The 20298-nt window shown below is 51.1% G+C and carries 19 protein-coding genes; 17 read left to right on the top strand and 2 right to left on the bottom strand.

Annotated elements, in window-relative coordinates; all coding sequences use genetic code 11:
• Positions 1-201: 201 nt before the first annotated feature.
• Positions 202-1254 (bottom strand): NAD(P)/FAD-dependent oxidoreductase, encoded by a 1053-nt coding sequence (locus AB4Z33_RS19045; RefSeq protein ID WP_442051428.1) that lies wholly within the window; start codon positions 1252-1254, stop codon positions 202-204.
• A gap of 378 nt (positions 1255-1632) precedes the next feature.
• Between AB4Z33_RS19045 and AB4Z33_RS19040 the strand changes: the two genes are divergently transcribed.
• From AB4Z33_RS19040 to AB4Z33_RS18960, 17 genes are all read left to right on the top strand, one after another.
• Positions 1633-2298, top strand: coding sequence for a FusB/FusC family EF-G-binding protein (locus tag AB4Z33_RS19040; protein WP_442051427.1), 666 nt, complete (start codon positions 1633-1635; stop codon positions 2296-2298).
• Between the two features lie 166 nt (positions 2299-2464).
• Positions 2465-3964 carry an ATP-binding protein gene (locus AB4Z33_RS19035; protein WP_442051426.1) on the top strand — a complete coding sequence of 500 codons (1500 nt, stop codon included), beginning with the start codon at positions 2465-2467 and terminating at the stop codon, positions 3962-3964.
• Positions 3942-4634 carry a response regulator transcription factor gene (locus AB4Z33_RS19030; protein WP_442051425.1) on the top strand — a complete coding sequence of 231 codons (693 nt, stop codon included), beginning with the start codon at positions 3942-3944 and terminating at the stop codon, positions 4632-4634. The genes AB4Z33_RS19035 and AB4Z33_RS19030 overlap by 23 nt, the downstream gene beginning before the upstream one ends.
• A gap of 126 nt (positions 4635-4760) precedes the next feature.
• Positions 4761-6278 (top strand): S-layer homology domain-containing protein, encoded by a 1518-nt coding sequence (locus tag AB4Z33_RS19025; protein WP_442051445.1) that lies wholly within the window; start codon positions 4761-4763, stop codon positions 6276-6278.
• 11 nt (positions 6279-6289) lie between these two features.
• On the top strand, positions 6290-6994 hold the full coding sequence (locus tag AB4Z33_RS19020; RefSeq protein WP_442051424.1) for an ankyrin repeat domain-containing protein: 705 nt from the start codon (positions 6290-6292) through the stop codon (positions 6992-6994).
• A 169-nt stretch (positions 6995-7163) separates the two neighbouring features.
• Positions 7164-7754: a 5' nucleotidase, NT5C type gene (locus AB4Z33_RS19015; protein ID WP_442051423.1), complete on the top strand. Its 591-nt coding sequence runs from the start codon at positions 7164-7166 to the stop codon at positions 7752-7754.
• Positions 7744-8130 (top strand): iron chaperone, encoded by a 387-nt coding sequence (locus AB4Z33_RS19010; RefSeq protein ID WP_442051422.1) that lies wholly within the window; start codon positions 7744-7746, stop codon positions 8128-8130. The genes AB4Z33_RS19015 and AB4Z33_RS19010 overlap by 11 nt, the downstream gene beginning before the upstream one ends.
• Before the next feature lie 116 nt (positions 8131-8246).
• Complete coding sequence (locus tag AB4Z33_RS19005; protein WP_442051421.1) at positions 8247-9242, top strand: cell wall hydrolase; 996 nt, start codon at positions 8247-8249, stop codon at positions 9240-9242.
• A gap of 139 nt (positions 9243-9381) precedes the next feature.
• Positions 9382-10212: an AraC family transcriptional regulator gene (locus AB4Z33_RS19000; RefSeq protein WP_442051420.1), complete on the top strand. Its 831-nt coding sequence runs from the start codon at positions 9382-9384 to the stop codon at positions 10210-10212.
• A gap of 104 nt (positions 10213-10316) precedes the next feature.
• Entirely contained in the window at positions 10317-11357 is a 1041-nt protein-coding gene (locus AB4Z33_RS18995; RefSeq protein WP_442051419.1) for an ABC transporter substrate-binding protein, read from the top strand.
• Positions 11358-11582: 225 nt separating this feature from the next.
• Positions 11583-13319: a cache domain-containing sensor histidine kinase gene (locus AB4Z33_RS18990; protein ID WP_442051418.1), complete on the top strand. Its 1737-nt coding sequence runs from the start codon at positions 11583-11585 to the stop codon at positions 13317-13319.
• A 3-nt stretch (positions 13320-13322) separates the two neighbouring features.
• A complete protein-coding gene (locus AB4Z33_RS18985; protein WP_442051417.1) occupies positions 13323-14063 on the top strand; it encodes a response regulator transcription factor in 741 nt (246 codons plus the stop codon).
• Between the two features lie 115 nt (positions 14064-14178).
• Entirely contained in the window at positions 14179-15480 is a 1302-nt protein-coding gene (locus tag AB4Z33_RS18980) for an ABC transporter substrate-binding protein (protein ID WP_442051416.1), read from the top strand.
• 21 nt (positions 15481-15501) lie between these two features.
• Positions 15502-16449 carry a carbohydrate ABC transporter permease gene (locus tag AB4Z33_RS18975; protein ID WP_442051415.1) on the top strand — a complete coding sequence of 316 codons (948 nt, stop codon included), beginning with the start codon at positions 15502-15504 and terminating at the stop codon, positions 16447-16449.
• Positions 16439-17281 carry a carbohydrate ABC transporter permease gene (locus tag AB4Z33_RS18970; protein WP_442051414.1) on the top strand — a complete coding sequence of 281 codons (843 nt, stop codon included), beginning with the start codon at positions 16439-16441 and terminating at the stop codon, positions 17279-17281. The genes AB4Z33_RS18975 and AB4Z33_RS18970 overlap by 11 nt, the downstream gene beginning before the upstream one ends.
• Positions 17282-17293: 12 nt before the next feature.
• Complete coding sequence (locus tag AB4Z33_RS18965) at positions 17294-18637, top strand: FAD-dependent oxidoreductase (protein WP_442051413.1); 1344 nt, start codon at positions 17294-17296, stop codon at positions 18635-18637.
• A gap of 22 nt (positions 18638-18659) precedes the next feature.
• The gene (locus tag AB4Z33_RS18960) at positions 18660-19283 is read left to right on the top strand and encodes an SGNH/GDSL hydrolase family protein (protein ID WP_442051412.1); all 624 of its coding nucleotides are present in this window, start codon (positions 18660-18662) and stop codon (positions 19281-19283) included.
• 302 nt (positions 19284-19585) lie between these two features.
• Here the strand turns inward: AB4Z33_RS18960 and AB4Z33_RS18955 are convergent, their stop codons facing one another.
• Positions 19586-20278, bottom strand: a complete 693-nt coding sequence (locus tag AB4Z33_RS18955; RefSeq protein ID WP_442051411.1) for a hypothetical protein — start codon at positions 20276-20278, stop codon at positions 19586-19588.
• Positions 20279-20298: the final 20 nt, after the last annotated feature.

The following is a 20298-nucleotide window of genomic DNA, read 5'->3' as shown; positions in this document are numbered from 1 at the left end:
ACTCTGTATTTCGGTCGAATTGGTGACTGTGGCGAAATTAACATGAGGAATCCCTGTTATTCCAAATCAATAGGTCATTTCCGAAAAAATAACAGGGGAAATTCCCGTTATTTCAAGAACAGCGCTTGTTCACTCAATTGAGCATCGGACAAAAAAAGCTTAGCTCCGAGGGAGCTAAGCTTTTTATTATATAATTATTAATTAATGCTCGTCATCCTCAACCAGAACGCCAAGCTCGCGGTTCTTCTCCTTGAACTTCGCATTATGCGAGGAGACGTAAGCGACTTTATCGGCCTGCGGGTCGATGTATAATTTGGCGCTATTGAGCGCGTTAACGGCGTCGGTAAATGTGCCGGCGATCAAGTGAACCTTGCTGTCATGATCGACGAAGTCGCCCGCTGCGTAGATACCTGGAATATTCGTTTCCATGCGGCTCGATACGTTCACGTTCCAGTCGCCCATATCGAGGCCCCACTCTTTGATCGGGCCAAAATTGTACCGCAGTCCGTGGTTGACGATAACCGCATCGACATCGAGGTGCTGCTTCTCACCCGTCTCTACATGGCTGATAATAACCTGATCAATGTCTTTGCCGTTGGAGCTTTGCAGGGAATCGACGGCATAAGGAGTAAGTACGTTGGCGGATGAAGACTTCATCTGCCTTACGTTGCGCTCATGACCGCCGAATTTATCTCTGCGATGCACGACAGTCAAGCTGGCGGCAATCGGCTCGATTGCATTCGCCCAGTCTACCGCGGAGTCGCCTCCTCCGGAGATGAGCACCCGCTTGCCTCGGAAAATCTCCAATTCCTGCACCGTATAATGAAGGTTGCTTACCTCGTAGCGGTCAGCGCCTTCGATCTCTAACTTAGCCATCTGGAGGATGCCGTATCCAATAGCCAGCACGACTGTTTTCGTCCAGTGGCGTTCTCCCGTGGCTGAAGTCAGTATTAGCGTACCATCCTCTTGGCGCTCATAGGCGGTAATATGCTGTCCGAGCACGATAGTCGGGTCGAAGGTTTTGGCTTGCTGAACGAGCTGCTCGATGAGCTTCTCACCAAGCGTTGGCGTTACGCCGCCCACGTCCCAGATCATTTTCTCCGGGTAGATTAGAATTCTCCCGCCGAGCTCCTCGCGCGCTTCAATCAATTTTGTCTTTAAATCGCGCATTCCGCTATAGAAAGCGGTATACAGTCYGGCAGGTCCGCCGCCAATAATCGTAACATCGAATAACTCCAACTGTTGCTCGCTCATGTGTAAATTCCTCTTCCCATGTATAATAATCGGACATCCCGATTGAAAGGCGATAAGTATCTTCTTCCATTATATTGATAACGATTATCATCGTCAACAATTAGCTGTTCTTCGTCGCTAATTTGGCACATGTTGAAGCTGGAAGGAGGTCGTATTATAATGAATTATGATTCATCGGAGGAGGTCGGTAGAGATGGCAAAACACTTTGCCGGTAAATGTAGCGACTCATGCAAAGCCTGATAGAAGGGGCGATACTTTGTATGGGGTGACTCGATATTGATAATAGATCGCCCGTGAAAGCTTATATCGTTATCGTTTCTAATTAGTGGGCTTTGCACCTTATATGCCATTCATGAATAATAAGGGGCTGAGAAGCAATGACAACACCATTTATTAGAAACCATCAATATAACTTGATTAAGAAGCTGGTAGGCCAGCTTCAGCATGCCTGCAATACGGTTGCCGACCGGAAGGTAATCGAAGCGGTCCGACAAAGCACGCTAATGAAAATAAGCGAGGCGTTTCCGCAGGCAACAGAGCAACAAAAGCAAATGCTTGATAGCGTATCGGCAATGCAGAGAACGGAGCAATTTCAGGCCTATTTGCAGGAGCTTGAGCCATATGTAGAGAGCTTCGTGCAAGCAACGGATCAGCAGGTGAAGAAGCTGTTCCCGAAGGTGAAGAAGCTGAAGACTCCCGATCTGGCAGCTATTGATCTACGCAAGTTCACGTATCTTGGCTGGACGGACATTGCTTCTAGCCGGATGTATTTGGTGTATGAGCTAGGCGATAAGCTTGTTGGAGTCGAGGGCAGATTTACGCCTACGAATAAGAAGAGTGTATGCTTCGTGTGCAACCGGCATGAGGAAGTCGCATTATTCACGGCCTTAACGAAGTCAAAACCGGCTAACGCTTCAGCAGACTATTATAAGGCAATCGGCAACTATTTATGCGTGAACAGCGAGGCATGTAACCGCAATATTACCGATAAGTCAGCGCTGGAGAGATTCGTTCGGGACATTGTAGGTGAACATAAATCATAATTTGAACACGAAAAAAGCTGAAGGAGGTAAACCCCCTTCAGCTTTTTTCTTTTACTATGCTATTGGCAACAATCGTTAGCATTTATTTTACCTATGGGCATTTGCTTCGATCTTGTGTTAACATGTGCACTAACTAATCCAATAGCGATCATTAGAAGGTGATAACATGTCGATTCGAATTAAAATGCTGCTGTCCTTCACGGGCATGCTGGTCATAAGCCTGCTGTTCATCCTGCTCACCGCGAGCCTCTACACGATTGCGGCGACGGGGGATCTTCAGAGCTTCCGCGATATTTATAAAGTGCATTATCAGATCAATCCGTTGACGGAGCAGGGAGAGTCGATCTTCCAAGAGTTGAAGTATTTGGCCAAAAATGATCCCGACGAGCTCCAAAACAAGGAACTGCTGCGTGAATACGACATGAAGCTGAGAGCCGAGAAGTCGGGGCTCTATGTGAGGCGCGAGAGCAGTCAAATCTTCGAATCGCTGACGTTCAATCAGCCGGAGCTCAAGCAGGCGCTGCCGCCCTATGATCTGAGCAACAATCAAATACGAAGCACCTTTAACATCAGTGAACGATTTTACGCGTATGCGAAATTCGATTTTCAATATTCGGACGGAGACCGGGGAAGCGTATTCGTCATTCGGGAGCGAAGTCCGTTCGCCGAGCTGACTCGCAAGCTGCTTCCTGTCATGTCGCTCTTGCTAATCGGGGTCCTTATTATAGCAAACCTGCTGCTGTACCGCTGGATAACCCGCAGCTTCATCAAGCCGCTTAATCAGCTAAGGAATTCCGCCGAACAAATTAAGGCAGGCAATCTCTCGTTCAAGCTCGAGCTCAGTTCCAATGACGAGGTCGGTCAATTAAACGATGCGTTCGAGAGCATGCGGAAGCAACTGCACCAGTCCAATGAGCTGCGCAGGCAAGATGAAGAGAATCGTAAGGAGCTTATCTCCAACATCTCGCATGACCTTCGCACGCCGATTACGAATATTAAAGGATATATCGAGGGCATTCGAGACGGCGTAGCCAATACGCCCGAGAAAATGGAGACGTACGTCAACATCATTCACTCGAAAGCCGTCAGCATGGATAAGCTGGTCGATGAGCTGTTCCTGTACTCTAAGCTAGACTTGAATCAAGAACCATTTTTGTTCAAAGCGGTGGATATGGTCGACTTCCTAGAGGACAGTATCGATGAGCTTCGGTACGATTTGGAGGACAAAGGGGTTTCCTTCGAGTGGGACAACCAAACTTCCGGCTCGCTTATCGCTTCTGTGGATTTGGATAAATTAAAGCGAACAGTTGTTAACATTGTGGATAATGCGCTCAAATATATGTCTAACGAGCCGAGACGGTTCAGCATTACGCTGCTGGCCGATTCCGAATGGATCACGATGGCTTTCAAGGATAACGGCAGGGGCATATCGGAGGAGGCGCTGCCGCATATATTCGACCGATTCTATCGCGCGGAGCAATCCCGCAATTCCTCGACCGGCGGCAGCGGGCTTGGGCTGGCGATCGCCCGCCAAATTATCGATGAGCATGGCGGATTCATCCATGCGACAAGCGAGCTCGGAGCCGGAACGACGATTTATATTAAGCTGAAACGGCTGACCAACGAGGAGGCGAACATAAGCAATGACGAAAATTCTAATTATTGAAGACGAGGCGACGATTGCTCAGCTGGAACGGGACTATTTTGAACTCAACGGCTTCAGTGTCGATCTGTGCCACACCGGCGATGAGGGGCTGAAGCTTGCGCTTGGGGAGGACTACAGCCTTATCATCGTCGATTTGATGCTGCCGGGACTGGACGGGTTCGAGCTATGCCGGCGCATCCGCGAGGTGAAGGAAGTGCCGATTCTCGTCGTGTCCGCGAAGAAGGAGGAGATCGACAAGATCCGCACGTTCAATCTAGGCGTCGACGACTTTATTACGAAGCCGTTCAGTCCAAGCGAATTGGTCGCAAGAGCGAAGGCCCATCTGACGCGTTACGAGCGGCTGCTTGGCAAGCATAAGCCTGCAGAGCAGGACGAAATCCATATTCGAGGGCTGCAAATCGACAAAGCGTCGCGCCGCGTGTTCGCTAGAGGCGAAGAGGTCGCGATTACGACGAAGGAATTCGACCTGCTCGTATTTCTGGCGAGCCATCCGAACCGCGTGTTCAGCAAAACAGAGCTGTTCGAGCGGATCTGGGGCATGGATTCCAGCGGCGATATCGCGACGGTTACGGTGCATATCCGCAAGCTTCGCGGGAAGCTTGAGGCCGAGCCGTCGAATCCGGAATATATCGAGACGGTGTGGGGAGCAGGCTATCGCTTCACCGTGTGAGTTTCGATAAAAATTAGACGCAGTTTATATTTTGTTAATCAATTTGCCCTCGGGAGTTTCTTTCTATCCTCTATGCTAGAGCTACAGGTAACAACAACCCATAGAGGAGTGAAATAAATGATGAACATGAATCCTATCGCCAAAAAAATCGCAACAATCTTAACCGTTACTGCTCTAGGTACAGCAGCAATGCCAGTCGTTGCGCAACAAGCACATGCAGCCACGAACGTCGCAAATATTGCAGCTTCGATTGCGCAGCTTACCAATCAGCAGATTGAAGCAGCGGTCAAGGAATTGAATAAACTCGGCATTATGAACGGGTATGTAGACCGTTCGTTGGGTGAATATAGACAAATTAGCCGTGCCGAATTGGCTACGCTGGTGTACAAAGTGTTCGACTTGGAGAACAAGGCGGCAACCGTGACAACAGAGCTTACGGATGTGAATCCGAACGCATGGTATGCGCCTTACGCAACGAAGCTTGTCGGACTAGGCATTATGCAAGTCCAAGACGGAGCATTCAACCCGCAAGGAAAAGTATCGGATGCCGAGCTGTCGCAAGTCGTATCCAAAGCGCTGCAGCGGGATATCAAATCCGTCCAGCACTGGATGAGCGCCTTCTACGCGGAGAGCAGCATCGCAACGCGTGGCGAAACAGCATATTTGCTGCAAACCGCTCGCAAAGCGATTCCTTCCGAACAGGCCAAGCTTACGAGCGTTAGATCGCTGAATGCCATCACCTTGATTGTTACATTCGATAAGCCGCTTACAGCTGCGGATGAAGTGTTCGCCAAAGCGCAGACGGATTTTGTTTTCAGCGGCGGTCTGACTTTGACGAATATGCCACGATTGAAAACAGGCTCGATCGCAACCTATATTGTGCCGACCTCCGTCCAAAAGGCGGGAGAAACGTACAACCTGGCTTATAAAGGCACAGCGGCAGGCTCCTTCACGGGCAGCGGCACGAAATTGAATATGACGACGGCGAGCCAAGTGACAAACGATACATTCGAGCTGGCATCGCTGAAAGCTAGCGGCGTAATCGACTATGGCTACATTATTTCCGCATACAGCGGCGGCCGCGGAGCGAATGCTTTCGTTCTGAACGATCGCGAGCAAGCGAACGGCCAAACGTATCAAATTATTTCGTCCATGCAAGCTAGGCAAGTCATTATTACACCTGAGGGCGGTGAACCGATCGTCGCGAAGTACGTTCCGTTCACGCAATCAACGGACGGGAAGCAAGAGCCGAAGTTCCGCTTGCCTGACGGTCTAACTCTGACTCCAGGGGTTAAATACACAGTGTCCTCCGACTGGGCGAATATCGCTAGCGCTTCGTTCGTTGCGAAATCGTTCGACTCGCTGCAAGTGGCTGGGGCGCAAGCGATTAGCGAAACGTCGATTGAAGTGACCCTGACGCAAGACCCGGGAGACGAACTGTTCTCCGGACGCAGCATAACGTTGACAGCACCGAATGGCGACGTGTTAACGGCAAGTTACAAATATTCGAGCCGCAAGGGCGCAACGGGCGTCTTCGATGTAACGAATAACGGCAAATTGATTGCCGGAACGACTTATGCAGTAACGCCTGTCGGCGACTGGGCAACTGCGGCAGCTTCCTCCGTAACCGTGACGCTCAAGTAAGGGAGGGCTTTATGACAAAATGGCTGATCATTGCCATAACCTTAAGCGGAATGCTCGTCATTCAAAGCTGCGCCGTACAAGAAGAGAAGACGCCGGAAAAAAAGGAGAGTGCATCGATGTCAGTAGAAGACAGGCTGATCCAAGCAGCGGAGCGCAGAGATTCGCTAACGATCGAGAAACTGATTCTGGAGGGCGCTAATCTAGACGTTCAAGATGCAAGCGGAAGAACAGCAGCGATGATCGCAACCTATAATAATGATCTAGCTTCGGCCAAAGCTCTTATTGAAGCGGGAGCGGACGTGAACCTGCTGGATCATATGCGGAATAGTCCATTTCTGTATGCGGGAGCAGAAGGGTATTTGGATATATTGAAGCTGACGATTGCGGCGGGAGCCGATCCCTCCATCACGAATCGATTCGGTGGAACGGCGCTTATCCCCGCCTCCGAGCACGGATATGTGGATGTGGTCAAGGAGCTTCTGACGCAAACGAAGGTAGAAGTGAACCACGTCAATAACCTTGGGTGGACGGCACTATTGGAAGCGATCATCTTGAACGACGGCAATGCAAGACAGCAGCAGACGATTCAATTGCTCATCGAGCACGGGGCAGACGTGAATATTCCAGACGGCAGCGGCGTTTCTCCGTTGAAGCATGCTCAGAAGATGGGCTTCACGGAGATCGAAGCTATATTGCTGAAGGCTGGCGCGAAGTAGAAGCGTCCGGCAGAGAAGCAGCATAATAAGGTGGTACGAGGTCATAACCTTGTACCGCCTTTTCTTTTCATAACGGGATACAAAGCCTGTTTCCAATTTAACTTTTACCTCATTATGGCTATAATGGATCGTATCTAATTGCTCAAATCCCTTAAGGAGTTGACGGCTTTTGCATATCGGAATCGATCTGGACAACACTGTCCTTGATGCTACCTCTTCTCATTTGCATTACTATAATCAAGCATCTGGTTTATCGTTAACGGCTGAAGACGTAAATGATTTCTACTTGTACCGAATGTACGGCTGGGATGAGGCGAAACGCGATGCCGTCTATTATCAATACGGGCATGACATCCACTGGAACTCGTCTCCATTGCCAATGGCGGCGGAAATATTGCGCGAGCTGTTCCAGTCGCATCGCATCTCTGTCATTACGGCTCGTCCTTTGCACTTCATGGATGTCACGGCCCGATGGTTGGAGCATTATGACATTCCTTATCATAAGCTTACTCTGACGGAGGACAAGCTGCAGCACTGCATAGACACGCATGTTGATGTATTGATTGATGATGGACCTCATTATGTGACACAGTTCGCTGAAGCAGGCAGACCTGTTATTTTGTATAATCAGCCTTATAATTTATCCGTAGCCCATGATTCCGTCTATCGCGCGGCCGATTGGGCTGAAGTGAAACGACTTATCGCTATTGTGAAAACAAATATAGAATCAAGAGAGGAGCAGCTAGGCTATGGACGCTAACAAAGCGGCATACGAAACGATCGACGAATACATGGCCATGTTCACGCCTGAGGTGCAGGCCGTTCTTCAGCAATTAAGAAGCGTCATAAAGGAAGCCGCGCCGGAGGCTGCCGAAACGATCGGCTATCAGATGCCGGCTTTCAAGCATTACGGGAGTTTGGTCTTTTTTGCAGCGTACAAAAAACATATCGGCTTCTACCCGACTTCAAGCGGAATACCGCCGTTTCTAGAGGAATTGTCGGCTTACAAGGTGTCTAAAGGGGCAATTCAATTCCCGCTTGGCAAGCCGTTGCCCTACRATTTAATTCGTAGAATGGTTGCTTATCGAGTCGCAGAAAACGAACAAAAAGCAGCTGAAAAGGGCAAGAAAAAGTAGCCAAATGCCCCAATTCTGTGAAAACCCTAATCCTACGGGCCATGTAAGCGTGTTATAATCTTGCGAGTAGACGTAAGTCGGAACACGACCTAAATCTTATTATGCAGGAGGTACTCATGGTCAGAGAAGGAAAGCCGACAAACAGGCTGACGCTCGTCATGGTGTTGACGATGCTGTTGCTCTGTATCGGTCCGCTGTCCGTTGTATCCGCGCAAGATGGCGCGGTTGCGGAAGGCGTAACGATTAAGCTGGATGGCGAGATTATGAAGATGACCGATCCGGTTCGAACACAGGATGGAAGACTTTATGTTCCTGTATCCCGTATAGCTGACTTGCTCGGAGCAAGCGTAAGCTGGGACAAAGACAACGAGGAAGCAACGATACATACAGTATTGAAGGACAAAATCGTATTCGGAATAGGCGTTCCCGTCGTTTATTTCAACGGCGGCCGCTATATGATGGATGCTGCTCCGTTCATGACGGAAGGCAGAATCTATGTTCCGCTCCGCCATGCTGCCGAGCTGATGCATGCTAAGGTAAACTGGAATGCAGAGGATGCCATTCTAGACTTGGTAACGGTTCAGCCGGCTGTTACGACGGAAGAATACGGAATTGATGAGATTAGCAAGGAAATCGGCAGCACGAATGCGGAGCTGTTGAAGCGCAATGGAATTGATGCCAAAGCCGAACTTAAGGTGGGAACGAAGCTGAAGGTGGTCGTGCCTTCGATTCTGGATACGCCTGCTAAGCCGTATACAGAAGCAGACTTGATGCTGCTTGCTAAGATTACGATGGTTGAGGCGGGGTATGAGCCTTATGGGGGACAGCTTGGTATCGCCAACATTATTTTGAACCGTGTCAAGGACAGCCGTTTCCCGGACACGATCAAGGGCGTTATCTATTCCGGAAAGCAATTCCCGCCGGCACATAATGGCCTGCTTGATAAGAGCAAGCCGAATGCAAGCTCCTTGCGTGCCGCGAAGGATGCTTTGAACGGGAAGAACAACATTGAGGATGCGGTCTACTTCTTTAACCCGAAGGTATCCAAAGGCGAGTTCTGGTCCAGCCTCGACGTTATCGTAACGATCGGGCACCATAGCTTCGCAAAATAAAGCTTCGAACGAAGGTCCGTTATGACGATGAGTCATGACGGGCTTTTTTTTCCGTATAAAGAGTCGCTAGCGCCGTTGAGTCAGTCCTCATTCTACAGTAAAATGAATCTAATATTCATGATGCGGGAGGGGCGCTTGTATGGACAGCAAATACGAAGATCTGGCTGCTTATTTCGTGCAGACGCCAATTGATTTGTTCGGCGTGTATCGGACGGTACTAGGGGAAGGTCACCATGCGGGCCATAAGTACGAGCCTACCAAGAAATGCGCGCTGCTTGTCGCGCTTCGCGGCGACGCCGAGTTCATCTATGACGGAATCAGCTATATGCTGCAACCAGGCAGGGCCTTCCTCGGCGGGTACAATCGGCATATGGAGATTATTGTGCATTCGCAGGAATTCGAATATTTTCTTATTCATTACATGCCGGCTATTGCTGGACAGGCTGTCCTTTCAGTGATGTCCGAGGTGAACGTGCTGCATATCGAGATGGATGTAGCGCTGCTGCAGATGATGGAACAACTGCGGAAGCTATCTACAGGTCTTGGCAATATCGAGCTGCTGGAGAAAAAGACGCTCTTCTATCGCTTGGTCAACAAAGCGCTTCTATTCGAACGGTATCAGCAAAACAGCGACAGCCAGTCGATGATGGAGGGAACGATCGATTATATCCGTCAGCATTATATGGAGCCGATCACGTTGGAGAGTTTAGCGGGCCAGCAAGGGCTCAAGGCTAAGTACTTTTCGTATCTATTTCGCAAATACACGGGCATTGGCCCGATTGATTATTTAATAAAATACCGGATGAGCGTTGCTCATGAGCTCCTGATGAACGAGCCGTTCTCCGTGCGCGACATTGCGAGAAGCGTGGGTTATGCCGATGCTTATTACTTCAGCCGATTGTTCAAGAAACATTACCAGCTGTCACCAACGGACGTGAAGCGGCAACAGAGCAGAAATAATCCATCCTAGGTTCGGGAAATAATCTATTTGAAAAGCGATCCTGGAATGTTATCATTAACGATGATAATGAGAATCGCTATCAATGTAAGGGCGATATCGAAAGGGAGATTGAAATGAAGAAACGTAATATGCCGCTGCTGACAGCGTGCATCATTTTATTAGTGGCGCTGGTTGTCGGCGCGTGCTCGAACAATGCGGGCAACACCGGCAATAAGGGCGGCAATGCAACGAATGCGCCAAGCGAAGCGACCAACAGCCCATCGAATGAAGGAACGGGCACTACCGAGCAGGCTTCTTATCCAAGAGAAGTGGATAGCGCAGGCGGCGAGAAAGTGACGATCGAAGCGCAGCCGAAGATAGTCGCGCTCGTTCATTGGGGCTTAACGCAGGAGCTCATGAACTTCGATCTCGATTCGATCGCGATTACGCTGTCTTTCACCGAGAAGCAGTCGTTCCTCGGAACGGAAGTGTACAAACCGTATGTCGCGCAATACGATGATGTTTCTGTCGTAGGAGAGAATACGCAGGTGAATCTGGAAGCGTTGCTGCAGTATGCTCCCGATGTCATTCTAGCTGGCAGCGCGACGAATAAAGATATTGCCGATCAACTGAAACAGATCGCTCCGACCGTCTTTATCGATGAAGAGCAGACCAATGTATGGACGGATTGGCAGGGCGTTATGACGCAGTTGGGCGCTGTGCTCGGACTTGAAGACAACGCAAAAGCTAAGATTGATGAAGCTTCGGCTCAAGTCGAGCAAGCGAAGCAGCAGCTAGACGGCGTGGAAGGTACGGTTGCGTATCTGCAAGTGCGTGATAAGAACATCTGGCTGCAGGGCACGGCATATGCCGGCGATTACTATGCGCCGCTTGGCTTGACGCCGCCGAAGGAAGCGGAAGGCGACGGCGTAGAGCTGACGCTGGAAGGACTAGCCGCGATCAACCCGGACCATATTTTCCTCGGCTACTTCAATTACAACGATAAGTCGATGGCCGCACTCTCCGACGAGTGGGAGCAGAGCGAAGTATGGAAGAAGCTGAAAGCTGTTCAGTCGAACCAAGTGTACGCGATCGACGGCGAGCTGGCATTCGGTTATGGCCCAATCAGCCGCACCAACGGAACAGCCGCGATTGCCGAAGCTTTGAAGAAGTAAGCAGGATGACCATAGTAGAGCGTAAGTGAGAGAAGAATGGATCTTCCCCTGCTTGCGCTCTTATTATTTTGCCGGAAGAAGACGGCGACAGCCTTGTACGCTTAGTGTATGATATAGCTGTTCTTCATTATCATAAACGACATCATACAGGGGGAGACGGCCTTGAGAATGCCGAAGCCGTTATTCGTATCGCTGCGGACCAAATTCATATTTATGTTTTGCATAATGATTACGCTTCCATTTCTAATTAGCGGAGTGCTTACGTACAAAAAATATTCAGAGAACAGCCAGCGGGATGCCGAGGCGTATTCGGATCAGATTGCGGAACAAGTATCGATTAATCTGGAACGGTACATGAAAGAGATGGAGCGTATAACGATATCGTTATATTACGATCCGAACGTGCTGCAGATTCTTCAGAACCATAACGGTCCGCGCAAAGAGGACAACTATTTGAAGGTCGATGAAATATCGCGGATGAATAAGCTCATCGCATCAGGCATTATCGAACAGACAGAGATGGAAGGCATGTTCATATTCGCACTGGACGGCAGCTTGTTCAGCAATCTGCAGGAAACGGTTCGCAAGAGCTGGAAGCCGGATGAGAATCCCTGGATGCGGCAGGCGCAGCGGAAAGATGGCGGACTGACGGTCATAGCGCCGTCGGCGGGCAGCTATTACTTGGACAATCCGAAGCAGGTGCTGTCGCTAGCTAGGTTGATAAAGGACCCGGTGACGAACCATGAGCTTGGTTATGTGAAGGTCGACTTGACGAGCGAAGGGTTTCAAAAAATACTGACGTCGGTCAAAGTGACAAAAAACAGCGAGCTTTACGTCTTCAATGAAGATTTGGAGCGAATCTATCCGTTCGAGGATGCGCTGGGCTACGGTTATTACGATATAGTCGACAAAGCGAAGGAAGAGAATGTGCTCGTGTCGAGCCGAACGACGAATTACGGCGGTCTGAATATCGTCGGCATCATTCCGCGAGACGACGTGCTGTTCGCAGCTAAGCAGTTGACGAGCTTCACGTTATGGATATCGCTGGGCTCGTTGTTGATGGCCTATGCGGCTGCCGTCTTCACTTCTAGCAGACTGGTGAATCCGATCCGTCACTTGCAGAAGAAGATGAGGCGCGTTCAGAACGGCGAGTTCCATGAGAAGGCCGATGTGTTCTCGAATGACGAGATCGGCTTGCTGACCGAAGGGTTCAACAACATGGTGTCACAGATTGATGCGATGATTAAGGACATGTACGAGCTTCGCCTGCGGGAGAAGGAATCGGAGCTGAACGCGCTCCAAAGCCAGATCAATCCTCACTTCTTGTACAACACGCTCGAATCAATTAGTATGGCAGCGCATAAGGACAAGAACAAGGCACTGTCAGATACGATCATGAGTCTCGGCAAACTGCTTCGCTACACGGTGAACAAGCAGGAACGGCTTGTCTATTTGAAGGATGAGTTATCCTTCGTTGAGAGCTATCTGAACATTCAAGCGTTCCGGCTGGAGGATCGGCTGGAGAGCGAGCTGCTTGTCGATTTTTCACATGAGTATGCGCTTGTTCCGAAGCTGATCCTGCAGCCGCTAGTCGAGAATGCCATTGAGCACGGTCTTAGTACAGACACGCTTAAGCTGACGATCTCGACCAAGGTAGAGGGACAGGATCTGTACATTTACGTACAGGACAACGGCGTAGGCATACCGGCAGATCGGCGGGATATGATTGAGCGCAGAATGACGCTGCGGAACGAGGGAGCTGCCGATGCCGCGTCGGACAAGGACAGGGATCGGGACAGACTGAAGGATAACCGCACGAAGTCGAAGGGCTATGCGCTGCGCAACATACATCAGCGTTTGCTGATCCTGTATGGCGAGCCTTACGGCCTTTATATCGAATCGACTTCTGGCGAGACGGGAACTGTATTTTGCATAAGATTGCCTTTTCAGTGGGAGGAATAAAGGATGAACGTATTGCTCGTTGAGGACGAGATCAAGATAAGGCAAGGACTGCGCAAAGCGATAGAGGACGTCATAACGAATGGTCTTAGGCTGACGGAAGCAAGCAACGGACTCGAGGCGATCGAATGGCTTCAGACGCAGGAGCGAGTTGATCTTCTGATTACTGATATTCGGATGAGCGAGATGGATGGTCTTGAGCTGCTGAAGCGGCTTAAGCAGACGAATCGCGAGATGCCTATTATCGTTATTAGCGGCCATGACGAGTTCGTCTATGCGAGGGAAGCGATGCGGTACGGGGCGATCGATTATTTGCTCAAGCCGATTGATCGTGTCGAGTTGGCTCGCGTTATTGCGCGTGTACAGGAGAAGAACGGCAGCGGTGCGGGAACGGGGAGAGAGGACGATCCGAATGACACTAGCGACGACAAGCAGAGGCTCATGATCCGTAAGGTGAAGGAGTTCGTGAAGCAGTCGCTAGACCAAGATCTGTCGCTTCAGCTGCTGTCGCAGCAGGTGTACTTGCATCCGAAATATTTGTCGGATATATTCAAGCGCGAGACGGGGCAGAATCTTTCCGATTATGTAACGGAGCGAAGGCTGGAGAAAGCGAAGAAGCTGCTGAAGGAGACGACGCTTAAGATTTCCGAGATTGCTCCGTTATGCGGCTTCGCCAATCATAAATATTTTGCATCGCTCTTCAAGCAGCATATCGGCTGTACGCCGACGGAGTACAGAGAGCAATGATAAAGACCTTACGATATTAGACCATTTATGGAATTCGTGTCGTTATTGCGGCGCGAATTTTTTATTATAATCGATTTTGTAAGCGCTTATCACAAAGTGAGAGGGGATATATAAGATGAGAAAAAGCTTCCTAATACTATGCGTGATCCTGCTTGTCGCTTGCTTGACAGCAGCCTGCTCTTCAAAGTCGAACAACGGAGGAAAAGAGGCCGCGGGCGGTTCGGACGGCAAGCCGGTTAAGCTGACATTCAGCATTTGGGGCAATGATACGCACAAGGCGATGTATGAAACGTTGATTGAAAAGTACCGCGAGGACCACCCGAACGTGAGCGTGGAAATCATGACGATTCCGGCGGCCGACTACCAACAGAAGCTGTCGATCATGATGGCGTCGAAGACTGCTCCCGACGTGGTATGGCTGATGGAGAGAGCAATACCGCAATTCATGAACGCAGGACAGCTTGAAGATATTTCATCCATCAAGAGTGACGAGAGCTACAAAGCGGACGACCTCATTCCTGCTACGCTGGATCTGGTCACCGACGGCGACAAGCTGTACGGCATTCCGTTCTCCACACCGACGAACATGATCTACTACAATAAGACGCTATTTGAGGAAAAAGGTCTGAAAACGCCGCGTCAGCTGTATGAAGAGGGCAACTGGACGTACGAGGAAATGACGAAGGCGGCTACTGCGCTGACGCAGCCGGACAAAGGCATTTACGGCATGAACCTGATCCGTCCGGGCGGATGGAACACAAGCTGGATTGAATCGCTTCAAACGTTGGTCTGGGCATACGGAGCAGATTTCTTCAGTCCTGACGGCAAGAGCTTCACGCTTAATACGGCGGAAGGCGAAGCGGCGCTGCAATATTTCAGCGATGCGATGTTCGTTTCGAAGATTCATCCAAAGCCAGGCGATCAGACGACATTCGAATCGGGTAAGCTGGCAATGCAGCAAGACCTGTTCAGCTACATGGGCAAAGCGAAGGCTGTTACGGACTTCGAGTGGGATATCGCCCCAATGCCGAAAGGCCAAGGCGGACAAGGGACGACACTGGGCTACGCCGCTTACTTCGTAACGAAGGACAACGATCATGTAGAGGAAGCGAAAGAATTCGTTAAGTTCCTGACTAATTCGGATAATATGGCCGTAACCTCACAGTTCTTCGTGCCTAGCCGCAAGAGCGTGCTCGAATCCGACGCCTTTCTGGCGCAAGGCCCGTCCCCTGAAAGCGTGAAGGAAGCGGTGCTGGAGCAGATTGGCAATGCGAAGGTCAGACAGAGCTTCCAAAACTTCCAGAAGATTGACGAGAAGATGAAGCTGAACTTCGATGCTATCTATACGCAGACTGGAACCATTCAAGAGATGCTTGGCAAAATGGAGCAGGATTTGACGCCGATCTTAGGCGAGTAGCAGCGAAGGAGTGAGCGCAGCATGAAGATCGTTAACGCTGCTGTGATAGAGAGCGGGGCGGGGCTTAAGAAGCCCCGCCCTCGCAAAAACAGACTAAAGCGAAGAAACGCCATTTACGGTTATTTATTTATAGCGCCGATGATGCTCGGATTTTTTATCTTCATGGCAGGTCCGATCATCGCAGCTTTCGGGCTGAGCTTTACCGACTATTCGCTATTGCATCCGTCTTCATTCGTAGGCGCGGACAATTACGTCCATGTCCTGACAGAGGACGATATGTTCTGGACAACGGTTCGCAATACGCTGTATTTCTCGGCTGGACTAATACCGCTGAACTTGATTTTGGCGCTAATGCTGGCGCTGCTGCTCAATAAGAGACTCCCTGGAGCGGGGATATTCCGTACGGCGATCTTCACGCCGGTCGTGACGTCGATTATCGTATGGGCGATCGTATGGAAGTATGTTTTTGCAACGGATGCGGGCTTGCTTAATCAATTGTTAAGCTACTTCGGGATACAAGGCCCGGCGTGGCTGTATGACACCGCACTCGTAATGCCAGTCGTCATCATCGTAAGCGTGCTGAAGAAAGTCGGCATGAACATGGTTATTTTCCTAGCGGCGCTTCAGGATGTGCCGAAGATGTATTACGAAGCAGCCACGATTGACGGAGCCTCGAAGTGGAAGCAGTTTACGAACGTAACGCTGCCGATGATATCGCCGTCGCTTTTCCTAACGTTGATTATTACGTTGATCGGCTCGCTCAAGGTGTTCTCGCAGATCGTCGTCATGACGGACGGGGGACCGGGAGACAGCACTCACGTCCTTGTTTATTACATTTATCAATTGGCTTTCAAAACGTTCGATCTCGGCTATGCTTCGGCGGTGGCGTTCATTCTGTTCTTCCTCGTGTTGATTCTGACGATCGTACAATGGAATTTCCGCAAAAGGTGGGTGCATCATGAACAATAGGACGCTGCGTTATTTGTCTTCGGCAGTGCGCTATATGCTGCTCCTGCTCGTTACAGCCGTTATCATCACCCCGTTTCTGTGGATGGTGACGACCTCGCTCAAGCACGAAACGAAAGTATTCGAGTTTCCGCCGCAATGGCTGCCCAGCCCGATCGTTTGGGACAATTACCTTCAGGTGTTCAAGACGCAGCCGCTGTTCCTGGCTCAGTACTGGAACAGCTTGTACATCGCCGTTCTCGTAACGGTCGGCACTTGTATCGTGGCCGCGCTTGCAGGATATGCGTTCGCGAAGCTGTCTTTTCCGCTGAAGGGTGTGCTGTTCTTGATCTTGCTTAGCGGAATGATGATTCCGAACGAAGTAACGATCATACCGAACTTCATTTGGTTCACGAAACTTGGCTTGGTCGACAATCATTTTCCGCTAATCGTACCGCCTATTCTAGGGGCGGGAGGTATTTTCGGCGTGTTCTTGCTGAGGCAGTTCTACATTACGATTCCGAAGGAGCTCGACGAGGCTGCGGATATTGACGGATGCACGCCATGGCAGACATTTTGGCGCATTATGGTCCCCTTAGCTGCGCCAGCATTCGCAACTTTGTCGATCTTCACGTTCTTGAACAGCTGGGAAGACTTTCTCGATCCGCTTATCTATATCAGCTCGTCGGAGCTGTTCACGCTGCCGATTGCAATGAAGCTGTTCACCGATACGGCGGGAACGGCTTGGCATTTGCTGATGGCGGCATCGGTTATGGCGACGCTCCCGCTGCTTATGGTCTTCTTCTTCGCGCAAAAAAAATTCATCGAAGGCGTAGCTACAACGGGCTTAAAATAAGGGGGAAATGCAATGACTAAGGTATTGGAAGCTGATGTTGTCGTCGTCGGAGGCGGTCCGGCTGGGGTGAATGCGGCGATCGCGGCAGGACGAACGGGGGCATCAACGATATTGATAGAGCGTTATGGATTTATCGGCGGCATGTCGACAGCTGCGCTTGTCTACCCTTGGATGACGTATCATACGGTGGACGGCAAGCAGGTGATTTACGGCATTGCGCAGGAAATCATCGATAGGCTGGGTGCGATGAACGCATCGCCAGGACATGTAAGGGATACGGTCGGGTTCGTKCATACGATTACGCCGTATCATCCTGAGGTGTATAAGCTGTTGGCAGTGGAAATGTTGAGGGAAGCGGGCGTGAAGCTGATCTTGCACAGCTTCGTCGATTCGGTAGAGATGGACGGAGACCGCATTCGCTCCGTGCAGCTGACTTCGAAATCAGGTCGAATTGACGTGCGAGGACGCATATTTGTCGATACGACAGGCGATGYGGATCTCGCTTACTTGTCCGGCGCTCCTTGCTTGCAAGGACGCGACGGCGACCGGAAGACGCAGCCGATGACGATGAAGTTCCGGATGCGCGGCGTTGACCTTGGCCGAGTGAAGCAGTACATGCTCGATCATCCGGAGGAGTTCTATCATAAGACGCCGTTCAGCGAGCTGGCGGACTTGCCGTTATCCGGTGTTATGGGCTTCTTCAAGCACTGGAAGGAAGCGGATCTGCCGATCAATCGCGATCAGGTGCTGTTCTTCACCGGACCGAATGATGACGAGGTGCTCGTGAATACGACGCGTGTCCAAGGGCTGGATGGGACGAATGTGGAGGAGCTTACGGAGGCAGAGGAACTGGGCCGCAAACAGGTCATGATGGTTGCCGACTTCATGACGCGCAAGCTGCCGGGCTTTGAGAAAGCTTCAATTTCGCAAGTTGGCGCGCAGATCGGCATTCGTGAGACACGCCGCATTGACGGCAGGTATGTGCTGCAGGTGGACGATGTGGTGGAAGGTCGGCGATTCGACGATGTCATTGCCCGCAGCGGTTACCCGATCGATATTCACGATCCGTCGGGCAAAGGGGTAACCGCCGCTTGGGTGAAGGGCGACGGCGCTTACGATATCCCTTATCGCTGCCTGTTACCTCAGCGGATCGATAATTTGCTGAGCGCCGGCCGCTGTATATCGACGACGCATGAAGCATTGGCAACGACACGGTTGACGCCGAGCTGCATGGCGACGGGACAAGCGGCGGGTACGGCAGCCGGCATGGCGGCAGCACAAGGCATCGCTCCGCATGAGCTGGACGTGAAAGAGCTTCAGGCGAAGCTGCTTGAAGCGAACGTACATTTAGGATAATTGCAAGGAAGGATTGCGGCTGATGAATAGGTGGATGGGCAAGAGTTGGGCGACACTTGGCGATAGCATTACGGAGGCGAACGGCTATCAGCCGATTGTAGCCGAGGCGCTTGGCTTCGGGAGGGTGAGCAACTACGGTCGAGGCGGATGTCCGATGACGGCGGGAAGCGACCGGAACGAAGGGGCGACGGTGAACGTTGGCCGCAGACTGGTTGATAGCTACGATTGCATTACTGTATTCGCTGGCGTGAACGACTACCGTTTGAGTATGCCGCTCGGCACGCTTCTTCCGAACACCAGCAATGATTACGATGATCTTACGTTTATCGGCGCTTATTGTGCGCTTATTGAAGGGATATTGTCACGTGATCCATCGTGCAGGGTGAACCTTTGGACACCGCTGCAGCGGGACAAAGACGGCTACGATACGCGGATGCCGAATGAATGCGGACATCTGCTGCTCGATTACGTGCAGGCGGTTAGAGCGATCGGCGAGCGTTACGCGCTTCCGGTTCTTGACCTCTATGCGGTCAGCGGTTTCAACGCAGTCACGCTGCCTCACTTTACATCCGACGGCTTGCACCCGAACGAAGCCGGTCATGAGCGTATCGCGAGTCTAGCGATCGGCTTCCTCCGCACGATATAGAGAGCTGATCGCGAGTACGCTGTTGATGGCGAGTTAGCTCGCTGGCGTTATAAGAGCACATAGGCTCTTACAGCGACGAAGCCCGCGAGCTCGCTGGGCTGTAAGTGCACATATGCACTTACAGGCCAGTGGCCCTTGCGCAAGAACGATCAGGAACGTTGTAAGCGCAAATAGGCCCTTACAGCGACGAGGCCTGCGTACACGCTGGGCTGTAAGCGCGCATACGCACTTACAGCCTAACAAACAAAGAAGCCTACCCATGAAGGAGCATTGACTCCGCACATGGGTAGGCCTCTTTGCTGTTACTGCCCGTTGCCGGCCAACACGAGCTCCAGCAGCGTACGGAAACTGGCTGCCAACCTAGCTGGCGAGATGTTATCGGCCAGCGCGCCTTCCCGAATTTGCTCGATCGCCCGCACAGCTCGCGGTCCGGTTACGGTAAGCACCTTCACGTCGGCACCGATGAACGTCTTGATCTGGCTAGCAGCCATCGACAAATTGTCGTGCGAGCCTTGGTCGGTCCCGTTCATGCCGCCAAGTCCAGTGCCCGGCGAGTAGCCTTTGCTCGATAAGCCCTCGGTTTGGTCAAGCAGCTTGCGCTGCACGGCATCGTATTTCGATGCGGAAGCTTCGCGCTTCTCGGCTGCAAGAATGACTGTATCGTCGAATACGAAGACGCGGACATCGGGAATGCCGGCGCCGCTTAATCTTGACTCGAGATGAGCGGAGAAGCCGCTCGCGTTCAGCCCGGAGCTCCCGATCATGCTGTAGACATTAGTACCCATACCGCTGCTCGTATGGCCTTGCTTATTCGTAGTAAATTGTTTCGGCCCGTTCTCGCTCGGGATAACGTCGGGGTTGCTAAGCATCTTTGCATGCTGGGCGTGATCGGACTGGACATGTGTTTTCGGTTCGTCCGTTATACTGCTGGCGCATCCGGCAACGGTCAATACGATAGCAGACACGGTAAGCAGCTTGGTCATCATAACGATCATTCAATCATCAGCCTCCATAG

The organism is Paenibacillus sp. 2TAB19 (assembly GCF_052115185.1).
In the GTDB taxonomy this organism is placed as follows: domain Bacteria; phylum Bacillota; class Bacilli; order Paenibacillales; family Paenibacillaceae; genus Pristimantibacillus.
This window is presented reverse-complemented; position numbering and strand designations above follow the sequence as displayed.

What these genes read in the sequence shown, in the direction of transcription:
- AB4Z33_RS19040 (WP_442051427.1), top strand. Translation starts at nt 1,633, where the DNA reads ATGACAACACCATTTATTAGAAACCATCAATATAACTTGATTAAGAAG.
- AB4Z33_RS19035 (WP_442051426.1), top strand. Translation starts at nt 2,465, where the DNA reads ATGTCGATTCGAATTAAAATGCTGCTGTCCTTCACGGGCATGCTGGTC.
- AB4Z33_RS19030 (WP_442051425.1), top strand. Translation starts at nt 3,942, where the DNA reads ATGACGAAAATTCTAATTATTGAAGACGAGGCGACGATTGCTCAGCTG.
- AB4Z33_RS19025 (WP_442051445.1), top strand. Translation starts at nt 4,761, where the DNA reads ATGAATCCTATCGCCAAAAAAATCGCAACAATCTTAACCGTTACTGCT.
- AB4Z33_RS19020 (WP_442051424.1), top strand. Translation starts at nt 6,290, where the DNA reads ATGACAAAATGGCTGATCATTGCCATAACCTTAAGCGGAATGCTCGTC.
- AB4Z33_RS19005 (WP_442051421.1), top strand. Translation starts at nt 8,247, where the DNA reads ATGGTCAGAGAAGGAAAGCCGACAAACAGGCTGACGCTCGTCATGGTG.
- AB4Z33_RS19000 (WP_442051420.1), top strand. Translation starts at nt 9,382, where the DNA reads ATGGACAGCAAATACGAAGATCTGGCTGCTTATTTCGTGCAGACGCCA.
- AB4Z33_RS18995 (WP_442051419.1), top strand. Translation starts at nt 10,317, where the DNA reads ATGAAGAAACGTAATATGCCGCTGCTGACAGCGTGCATCATTTTATTA.
- AB4Z33_RS18990 (WP_442051418.1), top strand. Translation starts at nt 11,583, where the DNA reads ATGATTACGCTTCCATTTCTAATTAGCGGAGTGCTTACGTACAAAAAA.
- AB4Z33_RS18985 (WP_442051417.1), top strand. Translation starts at nt 13,323, where the DNA reads ATGAACGTATTGCTCGTTGAGGACGAGATCAAGATAAGGCAAGGACTG.
- AB4Z33_RS18980 (WP_442051416.1), top strand. Translation starts at nt 14,179, where the DNA reads ATGAGAAAAAGCTTCCTAATACTATGCGTGATCCTGCTTGTCGCTTGC.
- AB4Z33_RS18975 (WP_442051415.1), top strand. Translation starts at nt 15,502, where the DNA reads ATGAAGATCGTTAACGCTGCTGTGATAGAGAGCGGGGCGGGGCTTAAG.
- AB4Z33_RS18970 (WP_442051414.1), top strand. Translation starts at nt 16,439, where the DNA reads ATGAACAATAGGACGCTGCGTTATTTGTCTTCGGCAGTGCGCTATATG.
- AB4Z33_RS18960 (WP_442051412.1), top strand. Translation starts at nt 18,660, where the DNA reads ATGAATAGGTGGATGGGCAAGAGTTGGGCGACACTTGGCGATAGCATT.
- AB4Z33_RS18955 (WP_442051411.1), bottom strand. Translation starts at nt 20,278, where the DNA reads ATGATCGTTATGATGACCAAGCTGCTTACCGTGTCTGCTATCGTATTG.